Genomic DNA, 9,949 nt, shown 5'->3' with positions numbered 1-9,949 from the left:
CGCGGGGGCGATCGCCCCCGCGTCCCCGCCCCGTTCCGTTCCGCACGCCACGGGGACCCGCCCCGGGGTCAGCCCGTCGTGACGAACCGCACCGGGGTCCCCGGCCGCGCCTGGGCGGCGCGGTGGAGCGCCGCGGCCGCGACCACCCCCAGCACCGGATAGCCCCCGGTGACCGGATGGTCGGCCAGGAACACTACGGGCAGGCCGTCCGGCGGCACCTGCACCGCCCCCAGGACCATGCCCTCGCTGGGCAGCTCACCGCCGCGGGCGCGCACCAGCGGCGGCCCGCCCTCGGTGCGCAGGCCGATCCGGTTGCCCGCCGAGGAGACCCGGTAGCGCGCGCTCCCCAGGGCGGCGACGGACGCGGCGGTGAACCAGTCGTGCCGGGGGCCGAGCAGCACCGGCAGGACCAGCTCCGTCGGCGGCGCGGGCAGCGGCAGGACGTCCGCCCCCACCACCGGTCCCGCGGGCGCCCCCACGGGCAGGACCGCGCCCGCCGTCAGGACCGGCGGACCCAGGCCTGACAACAGGTCCGTCGAGCGGCTGCCCAGGACCGGGGGCACCGCGAACCCGCCGCGCACGGCCACGTAGCTACGCAGGCCCGCGAGCGCGGGGCCGACCTCCAGCACCGCGCCGGCAGCGAGGCGCACCGGCGCGCTCCAGGCCGCCGGACGACCCGCCGCCCGTACGGCACAGGGCGCGCCCGTGACCGCCACCGTGACCGGCGCCAGGGCGCGCAGCGCGACCCCGTCCAGGGTGGTCTCCAAGGTCGCCGCCCCGGCGGGGTTGCCCAGCAGGCGGTTGGCGAGGGCGTGCGCGGGCGCGTCCAGCGCGCCGGAGCGCGGCACGCCCAGGTGCGCGTACCCGGGTCGGCCGAGGTCCTGCACGGTGGTCAGCGCCCCGGCCCGCACCACTTCGAGGCGCGCGTCCCCGCCGCCGCCCCGCGTCATGCGGCGGCCTCCACGAAACGGACCCGCACGCCGGGCGCGAACAGCGCGGCCGGTTCGCGCGCCGGGTCCCACAGCACCGCGTCCGTGGAACCGATCAGCTGCCAGCCGCCGGGGGAGGAGCGCGGGTACACCCCCGCGTACTCGCCCGCGAGAGCGAGCGAGCCCGCCGGAACGGACGTCCGCGGGCTGGCCCGGCGGGGCGGCCGGAAGCGCTCCGGGAGCCCGGTGAGGTAGCCGAAGCCCGGCGCGAAACCGCAGAAGGCCACCCGGAACTCCGTCCCGCCGACGATCTCCGGCACCCGAGCGGGCGGTACGTCCCACAGCGCGGCCACCTCGGCCAGGTCCGGGCCGTCGTAGCGCACCGCGACCCGCACCAGCGGCCCCTCGGCGGGCGCGAGCGCCGCCAGCCGCCAGGTGCCGATCCGGGCGCCGAGCGCGGCGGGCTCCCGCACCCCGTCCAGCAGCACGGTCCGCGCGGCCGGCACGATCTCCCGCACGCCGCCCAACTCGCCCGCGTCGCGGCGCCGCACCAACTCCGCGTGCAGCGCGGCCACCCCGGCCGCCGAATCCACCTCGCAGAGCAACGCCTCCCGCCCCACCCGCACCACGCGCGGGCGGGTGGGAGCGGCGCCGCCCGAGCCCGTGCCCGTATCCGTGCTCACGCGAAGGGCTCCACGCGGACCCCGGCGCCGCCCAGGGCCTCCCGCACCCGCGCGGCCAGCGCCGCCGCGCCCGGGGTGTCGCCGTGCAGGCACAGCGAGCGGGCCGGGACCGCGACCGGCGACCCGTCCACGGCCGTCACGGCGCCCTCGGTCGCCACCGCCAGGGCCTGTGCCACCACCGCCCCGGCGGACGCCAGTACCGCCCCCGGCCGGTCGCGCGGCACCAGGGTCCCGCCCGGGGCGTACGCGCGGTCGGCGAAGGCCTCCGGGACGGCGACCAGGCCCGCCTCCGCGGCGGCCGCCAGCAGCAGCGAGCCGGGCAGCCCGAGCACCGGCAGCGGCCCGCCGGGACCCGTCGCCAGGCGGACGCCCTCGACCACCGCGGCCGCCTGCGCCGCGTCGTGCACCGTCCGGTTGTAGAGGGCGCCGTGCGGCTTCACGTACGAGACCCGCGACCCCGCGGCCCGCGCGAACACCTCCAGCGCCCCGATCTGGTAGGCCACCTCGGCGGCCAGCTCGGCCGACGGCACCTCCATCGCCCGCCGGCCGAAGCCCGCCAGGTCCCGGTAGGACACCTGCGCCCCGATCCGCACGCCCCGCTCGGCGGCCAGCTCGCAGACCCGCCGCATGATGGACGGGTCCCCGGCGTGGAAGCCGCAGGCCACGTTGGCGCTCGTCACCACCGACAGCAGCGCCTCGTCGTCGGTGAGCGTCCAGCGGCCGAACCCCTCGCCCAGATCGGCGTTGAGGTCGACGACGGGTCCGGCGGCGTCCGGCGCGGATCCGGCGGATGTGATCATGGATGCCATGCGGCGAGCGTAGAACAGCGACGGGTCGGCGGGTGGGCTCCCGGCGGGTGCGGTCCCGGCGGACGATCCGGCCGAACCATGCCGTTTGGGATGTTGTCCGGGTCAGCGCCTAGTCTTTCCGTCGTGACTTTCCCCGCCCCGGCCAAGACCCATCCCTCCCCGGCGCCGGGCCCGGCCGCCGACGAGGGCCTGGCCAGGCGCCTGCGCGCGCTCGCCTGCACCGCGCCGCTGCACGACCTCGACGTGCGCAAGGCCAACCTCGCCGGCGAGTACGGCGGCTACGCCATGGCCGAGGTCGCGCTCGCCGCGATCGACCTGATCACGCTCAACATGGACTTCGACACCGGCGCGGACCACGAGCAGATAGTGGCCAGGCTGCTGCCCCGCGTCGCCGCCCAGGCCCCCGGCCGCCCGGCCACCGAGCACGAGCGGGTGGCCCGCTGGGTCCTGGAGAACCTGATCAACGTCGGCAGCGTCGACCGGGGCTTCCGCGCGATCTACGGCACCTTCGGCCCCGACGGCGTCTACGTCCGCCGGGACTACGACTTCAAGCTCATCGAGGAGGTCCCGGGCTACGGCGGCGCCGTCTACCTGCGCACCACCGACGAGGCCGTCAACGTCCTCGTCGGCGCCCTCGACACCGATGTCACCAGCGCCCAGATCGCCGCCGAGGTGAAGCTGGAGGTGCTCATCAGCCGGGGGCGCCTGGCCGACGCCCAACTCGCCGCCGAGCAGGCCCGCTACCGCACCGTGCAGTACGCCGAGACCCTGCGCCGGACCCTGGACGCCACCCGGCGCAACGTGCGCGCCGTGGACTGGCTCCAGGCCGTCCCGGACATGATCGCCGAGGCGCTGGACCACGTCGCCGACCGCTACCGGCACGAGAACGCGATCCTCACCAACATCCGCAAGGCCCGCGACGAGGCCGAGGAGCCCGAGAACAAGCGGCGCGCCGCCGAACTCGTCGACATCGTCAAGGACTGCATCCGCCGGCACACCCAGCTCCAGTCCCGCCTGCTCGACGCGGGCCCGCTCTTCCGCGCCGAACAGGACCGCCAGGCCTTCGCCGCCCCCGCGCCGCGCTCCGGCATCGACCTGTACGGGCAGCTCGTGGCCCCGCTGCTGCCGCTCCCGGTGTCGCAGGCCTGCCGGGTCACCGACGCCTTCTTCGCCGCCGGGACCGGACTGCGCACCCCCGTCTCGGTCCGGGTCACCGACCTCGTGGAGATCCTGCTCACCCCGCCCGTCGAGCGCGAGCACCTCGGCGTGGAGATGCCGGAGCCGGACCTGATCGCCACCCCCGACGACAGCCGCTTCAGCGAGGAGCAACTGGCCTGCGCCATGCGCCTGCTGGACCTGCCGCACGACGCCCCGCGCCGCCTGTCCGGGCTGCTCGCCGAGGCCCGCCGACAGGATCCGGACCTGCCGTACCTGGTCGCGCTGCTCGCCGTGCACGCCGCGAGCCCGGCGGTCGGCACGGCGTACCGCCAGGGCGAGGAGCGGATGCTCTTCGCCGTGGACGACGGTACGGAACTGGACGACCCGGAGTTCGGCGGCGCCGACCTCATCGTCGGCACGGCCCTCCTCGACGCGGCCGCCATGACCGCCGCCCGCGCGGAAGCCGCATGACCCCGGCCCGCGCGGACCGCCTGGCACCGGCGCTCGCGTCCCCCGGTCCGGCGGCTCCGACGACGCGGCCGGGCCGACCTCACCGCAGGGCGGAAGGACCGCCCGGCCCCCGCCCGACCACCCGCCCCCGCCGGACGACTGCCGGTACCGCCCGCCCCCGCCGGGTGGGCGTCGGTACCGCCCGCCCCCGCCCCGCGAGCGCCCGCACCATCCCCACCCGCACCGCGAGCACCCGCACCGCCCCCGAGGAGACGTACCCGTGAGCGACCACCACGCCGAGCACCCCGCGTGGAGCGAGCCCGACGCGGCACCGGCGTCCGCACCGTCGTCGGCGCCGTCGGCCCACGCCCAGGCCGCCGCCCCCGTCACGCCCGCCGACGCCGCCGACGCGGCCCGGCTCGTCGCCTTCGGGCTCCAGCCCAAGCTGCTGCCCGCCCGCGACGCCGAATACGCCGAGCTGCTGCGCCGCTACCGCGAGGACCCCGCCTTCGGGCGGCTCGCCGACGCCGTCGCCACCGGCCTCGGGCTGGTCGTCCTGGAGGTCTCCACCCGGGCCGGGATGGCCGTCGCCGCGGGCGAGGACTCCGTCTTCGCCGTCCGCATGGGCGACTACGCCCGCCGCGCCACCGCCGACTCCGCGGACCGGTTCCTGCACGGCCTGGCCCACCTCGCCGTCGCCGCCCTCGCCTTCCCCCGCCCCGAGGACCTCGCCGACGACGGCTACATCGGCCGGATCACGGTCAACGGCGTCGACGCCTTCGTCCGCCAGACCTGCCGCCGCCTGGAGGAGCGCGCCGAGGAGCACGGGGAGAACACCGACCCGGCCACCGACGCCCCCGGCCTGGAGGCCGCCTGGCGGGTCTACGCCCGGCGCAGCGCCACCGGAGCCACCAAGGACGCCCGCCGCCTCGCCGGCTCCACCACCGGCATCGTCGGCAAGGCCGCCGCCTTCCTCACCGATTCCGGATTCCTCCAGCGCACCGGGGACGACGCCGGGGGCACCTACCGGACCACCCCGCGCTACCAACTCCAGGTCCGCGACATGGCCGGCAGCGCCGCGATGGCCGAACTGCTCGACCTCGGCGTGGTCGCCGTCAGCGACGGCTCCGCCACCCTGCTGCCGCCCCCCGAGGGCGACGACCTCGAACTCGCCGCCGACGCGGGCCTCCCCTTCCACACCTGAGCCCCGCCCGGCCGCCCCCGCCGCGCCCACCCCGCCACCTGCCCCCGTACCGAGCCCCACGAGAGTCCGCCATGTACGAGCTGTCCCGGATCCGCCTCTACTCCATCGGACCCGCCGGTGCGCGCTACGCCGACACCGTGCTCGACCTGCGCGGAGTCGGCGAGCCGGTGCCCCACCCGGCGCCCACCCAGGCGGAGTTCTTCGCGGAGGAGCCGACGGGCCCGCCGCGGCGCCCCGCGCCCGCCGGGGTGCTGTTCCTGGAGAACGGCGGCGGCAAGTCCGTCCTGCTCAAGCTGATCTTCTCGGTGATGCTGCCCGGGCACCGCAACACCCTCGGCGGCGCCAGCTCCGGCGTCCTGCGCAAGTTCCTGCTCGCCGACGACTGCGGACACGTCGCCCTGGAGTGGCAGCACACCCGCACCGGCGAGTGCGTGGTCGTCGGCAAGGTCAGCGAATGGCGCGGGCGCCAGGTGTCGAACGACCCGCGCAAGTTCGCCGAGGCCTGGTACTCCTTCCGCCCCGGCCCCGGCCTGAGCCTGGACAACCTCCCGGTCGCCGAATCGACCGCCGTGCGCCCCGCCGTCGAAGGCGTCTCGGGCGCACAGGGCCGACGCCGCACCATGAAGGGCTTCCGCGACGCGATCACGGAAGCGGGCAAGGCGTACCCGCACCTGGAGGTCTCCTGGGAGGAGATCCACGACCGCTGGAACGAACACCTCACCGACCTCGGCCTCGACCCCGAACTCTTCCGCTACCAGCGCGAGATGAACGCCGACGAGGGCGAGGCCGCCGGCCTCTTCGCGGTCAAGAAGGACTCCGACTTCACCGACCTGCTGCTGCGCGCCGTCACCGACACCCGGGACACGGACGGCCTCGCCGACCTCGTCCACGGTTTCGGCAACAAGCTCGGCCGCCGCGCCGAGCTCATGGCCGAACGGGACTTCACCGCGGGCTCGGTGGACCTCCTCGGCCGGATCGTGGACGCCGCCGTCGCGCGCGCCCGCGCCCGTGACGCGCACGCGGGCGCCGAACGCCGCACCCGCACCCTGGCCCGACGGCTGTCCGCCCGCGCCACCGAGGAGCGCGGCCGCGCCGCCGACCTCGCCCAGCGGGTCACCGACGCCGCCCACCAGGTCACCGCCGCCGAAGCCGCCCGCGACCGCAGCGCCGCCGTCTCCGCCGAACTCGCCTACCGGCACGCCTCGCTGGCGCTCGCCGTCGCCGACAAGGCCGCCACCGCCCAGCGCCGCGAGCTCCTCGAAGCCCGCACCCTGCACTCCGCCTGGCAGGCCGCCGAGTCCGTGCTGCGCCACCGCGCCGCCGCCGACCGCTCCGCGCGCGTCGCCGCCGCCATCCTCGAAGCCGAACGGGACGCCGCCCCGGCCCTCGCCGCCCGCGCCACCGCCGCCGCCGCGCTCGTCCGGGCCCTGCACACGGCCGCCGAAGCGGGCGAGGAGGTCGCCAACGAGGGCGAGGAACGCTCCGCCGTGCTCCAGGAGGTGGGCGAGGGCGCCCACCGCGACGCGACCGCCGCCGCCACCGCCGCCCAGCGCGCCCGCAGCGAGGCCGAGCACCTGCGCGCCCGGCTCGGCGAGGTCGAGCAGGAGACCGCCGAAGCCGTCCGGGCGGGCTGGCTCGACGACTCCGCCCCCGACGCCGACCCGGCCCGCGCCGCCCTCGCCGCCAGCGACGCGGAGAAGAGCGCCGTGGCCGCCTGGGACGAGGCCCGCGAGGCGGCCCGCGCCGCCGCCGACACCGCCCGCGAGGCGGCCTCGGCGCAGTCCCGCGCCGAACTGACCGCCGCCCGGGCCGCCGACGCGGCCGACGCCGCCGAGGCCGCCCACGACGCGGAGCACCGCGCCGCCGCCTCCCTCGGCGCCGCCCCGCGCCTGGCCGACCTCCTGGGCCTGCCCGCGGGCACCGGATCCGCCCCGGAGGCCGCCGACCCCGCTCCCGGCCTCACCCCCGAGGAGCTGGACCGCGGCGCCGACGCACTGCGCGAGCTCCTCGACACGGGCGTGGCCACCGCCGAACGCCAGCTCTTCGACCTGCGCACCGCCGCCGCCGACGACGCCCGCATCCTGGGCGCCCTCGGCGACGGCGGGCTGCTGCCGCCCGGCCCCGACGTCCTGGCCACCGTCGAGTACCTCGGCGAACACGGCATCCCGGCCCTGCCCGGCTGGCGCTACCTCGCCCAGGCCGTGGACCCGGCCGACCACGCGGCCGTCCTCGCCGCCCGCCCGGAACTCGTCGACGGCGTGGTCATCACCGACCCCGACACCCACAGCCGGGCCCGCGAGGTGCTCTCCGCCGCGGCCCTGCTGCCCCGCTCCGCCGTCGCCGTCGGCACCGCCGCCGCCCTGCTGGCCCCGGTACCGCCCGCCGGGCCCGAATCCGACACCGGCGTGTTCCTCGTACCGCCGAACCCGGCCATGCACGACGAGCACGCCGCCGACGAGGAGCGCCGGGCCCTGCGCACCCGCGCCACCGCCCGCGACACCGAGATCCGCGAGCTGGCCGCCCGGCTCGGCGCGGACCGCGCGCTCGCCGCCCGGCTCGCCTCCTGGCGCACCGGCTGCCCGCCGGGCCGCCTCGCCGAGCTGGCCGGACAGGCCGCCGCCGCCCGGTCGTTCGCCCAGGAGGCCGAGGCGGAACTCGCCGAGGCCCGCACGGACCGCGCCGAGGCAGACGAGAGCGCCGCGGACGCCGCCCGGGTCCGGGAGGAGCGGGGGGACACCGCCCAGCGCGCCCGCCGCGCCGCCGACGCCCTCGCCGGGCTCGCCTTCCGGCTGCGCGAACGGGCCGGTTGGCAGGTCCGGCTGCGCGAACTCGCCGACGAGGCGGCCGAGTCCGAAGCCCGCGCCGAGTCCTGCCTGGAACGCGCCCGCTCCGCCGACGAGGACCGGCGCGCCGCCCAGCGCGCCGCCGACGACGCCCGCCGCACCGCCCGCGCGCTGCGCGCCGAGCGCGCCGAGATCGCCGGGGCCCCCGAGCACCTCCCCGAGGACGAGCAGGCGGCCAGGATGCCGCTGCCGGACCTGCGCGAGGCCTACCGGGCCGCCTCGCGGCTGTACGAGAAGGTCGGCGTCGGCGCCGACCTGCGCGCCGAACAGGCCCGCGCCGAGAGCGACGAGAGCGCCGCACTCGCCGACATCGACCGCCTCACCAACAAGGTCCGCACCCGCGCCGCCCAGCTCCTCGAAGGCACCGACGGCTCCGACGGCCCCTCCCGCCAGGCGGCCGCCGCCCGCGCGGAATCGCTCGTCCAGATGCTGGAGTCCCGCGCCTCCACCGCCAGCGAGCAGCTCGGTCGACTGCGCGGCGAGGCCGAACGGCACGCCCCCGCCGAGGGGACCGTGCACGCGGACCTCCCCGAGGAGCTCGTCCCCGACGACGTCGAGCGCGCCCAGGCCCTGCTGCGCACCGCCACCGCGCAGCTCGCCGCCCACAGCTCCGCCGTCGAGGGGGCCAGGGCCGCCCACGCCGACCTGCTGCGCTCGCACCGCGCGGCCGAGGACGGCGCGGGCGGCTTCGACGAGACCGCCGCCCTGCTGCGGGACCTGATGCGCGACCCGAGCCCGCAGGAGGACGCCGACGAGCAGGGCTCCGGCGCCTTCCCCGGGAGCCTGGAGGAGGCCCGGCAGAGCGCCGCGGAGGCCCGCCGCTCCCTGCGCGGCTTCGCGGGCGACCTCTCGGCCGCCGAAGCCGCGGTCCGCGAGGCGAGCGACGTCCTGGTGCGGCACGCCAACGCCACCCGCTACGAGGCCGTACGGACCCCCGCGCGCCAGCAGATCCGCGAACTCCCGGCCGCTTCGCTGCCCGAGCACGCGGCCTCCTGGGCCACGGCCTTCGCCCCGCGCCTGCGCGTCCTGACGGACGAACTGGAGCAGCTCGAACGCAACCGTGACAGCATCGTCGACCGGCTGCGCGGGCTGGTCGAATCCGCCCTGGCCACCCTGCGCTCGGCCCAGCGGCTCTCCCAGCTCCCCGAGGGACTGGGGGAGTGGTCGGGCCAGGAGTTCCTGCGCATCCGCTTCGAGGAGCCCGACCAGGCCACCCTCGCGGAACGCCTCGGCGAGGTCATCGACGAGGCCACCCGCGCGGCGGTGAAGAAGAACAGCGCCGCGTCCTTCGGCGAGGGCCGCCGCGACGGCATGTCCCTGCTGCTGCGCGGGGTGCAGGCCGCGCTCGAACCCAAGGGCATCGCGGTGGAGATCCTCAAGCCCGACGCCGTGCTGCGCGCCGAGCGCGTGCCGGTCGGCCAGATGGGCGACGTCTTCTCCGGTGGCCAGCTGCTCACCGCCGCGATCGCGCTCTACTGCACGATGGCGGCCCTGCGCAGCAACGACCGCGGCCGGGACAAGCAGCGCCACGCCGGCACCTTGTTCCTCGACAACCCCATCGGCCGCGCGAACGCGACGTACCTGCTGGAACTCCAGCGGGCGGTCTCGGACGCCCTCGGAGTCCAGCTGCTGTACACGACGGGCCTGTTCGACACCACGGCCCTGGCGGAGTTCCCGCTGGTCATCCGGCTGCGCAACGACGCGGACCTGCGGGCCGGGCTGAAGTACATCAGCGTCGAGGAACACCTGCGCCCCGGTCTGCCCCAGCAGCGCCCGGAGGGCGAGGCGATCCACGGCGAGATCACGGCGACCCGGATGTTCCGCCGCGGCTGACCCCGACCCCGGTCCGGACCCGTACCGACGGGTCCGGACC

General features: G+C 77.4%; 6 protein-coding genes. 3 read left to right on the top strand and 3 right to left on the bottom strand.

Going from position 1 to position 9,949, the window contains the following annotated elements; genetic code table 11:
- Positions 1-68: 68 nt before the first annotated feature.
- From ACFWAR_RS34720 to ACFWAR_RS34710, 3 genes are read right to left on the bottom strand one after another with little or no spacing between them, the layout of a single operon-like run.
- A complete protein-coding gene (locus tag ACFWAR_RS34720) occupies positions 69-950 on the bottom strand; it encodes a biotin-dependent carboxyltransferase family protein (RefSeq protein ID WP_385786179.1) in 882 nt (293 codons plus the stop codon).
- Positions 947-1,612, bottom strand: coding sequence for an allophanate hydrolase subunit 1 (locus tag ACFWAR_RS34715; RefSeq protein WP_385786176.1), 666 nt, complete (start codon positions 1,610-1,612; stop codon positions 947-949). Before ACFWAR_RS34715 ends, ACFWAR_RS34720 begins: the two co-directional genes overlap by 4 nt.
- Positions 1,609-2,412 (bottom strand): LamB/YcsF family protein, encoded by an 804-nt coding sequence (locus tag ACFWAR_RS34710; protein ID WP_385786182.1) that lies wholly within the window; start codon positions 2,410-2,412, stop codon positions 1,609-1,611. The genes ACFWAR_RS34715 and ACFWAR_RS34710 overlap by 4 nt, the downstream gene beginning before the upstream one ends.
- Before the next feature lie 87 nt (positions 2,413-2,499).
- On the opposite strand from ACFWAR_RS34710, the gene ACFWAR_RS34705 reads away from it, so the two are divergent.
- From ACFWAR_RS34705 to ACFWAR_RS34695, 3 genes are all read left to right on the top strand, one after another.
- Positions 2,500-4,050, top strand: a complete 1,551-nt coding sequence (locus ACFWAR_RS34705; protein WP_385786173.1) for a hypothetical protein — start codon at positions 2,500-2,502, stop codon at positions 4,048-4,050.
- A 259-nt stretch (positions 4,051-4,309) separates the two neighbouring features.
- The gene (locus ACFWAR_RS34700; protein WP_385786170.1) at positions 4,310-5,233 is read left to right on the top strand and encodes a hypothetical protein; all 924 of its coding nucleotides are present in this window, start codon (positions 4,310-4,312) and stop codon (positions 5,231-5,233) included.
- A gap of 71 nt (positions 5,234-5,304) precedes the next feature.
- Positions 5,305-9,909 carry a hypothetical protein gene (locus ACFWAR_RS34695; RefSeq protein WP_385786167.1) on the top strand — a complete coding sequence of 1,535 codons (4,605 nt, stop codon included), beginning with the start codon at positions 5,305-5,307 and terminating at the stop codon, positions 9,907-9,909.
- Positions 9,910-9,949 lie beyond the last annotated feature (40 nt).

This window comes from Streptomyces sp. NPDC059917 (genome assembly GCF_042730635.1).
Lineage (GTDB): Bacteria > Actinomycetota > Actinomycetes > Streptomycetales > Streptomycetaceae > Streptomyces.
This window is presented reverse-complemented; position numbering and strand designations above follow the sequence as displayed.

What these genes read in the sequence shown, in the direction of transcription:
- ACFWAR_RS34720 (WP_385786179.1), bottom strand. Translation starts at nt 950, where the DNA reads ATGACGCGGGGCGGCGGCGGGGACGCGCGCCTCGAAGTGGTGCGGGCC.
- ACFWAR_RS34710 (WP_385786182.1), bottom strand. Translation starts at nt 2,412, where the DNA reads ATGATCACATCCGCCGGATCCGCGCCGGACGCCGCCGGACCCGTCGTC.
- ACFWAR_RS34705 (WP_385786173.1), top strand. Translation starts at nt 2,500, where the DNA reads ATGCCGTTTGGGATGTTGTCCGGGTCAGCGCCTAGTCTTTCCGTCGTG.
- ACFWAR_RS34695 (WP_385786167.1), top strand. Translation starts at nt 5,305, where the DNA reads ATGTACGAGCTGTCCCGGATCCGCCTCTACTCCATCGGACCCGCCGGT.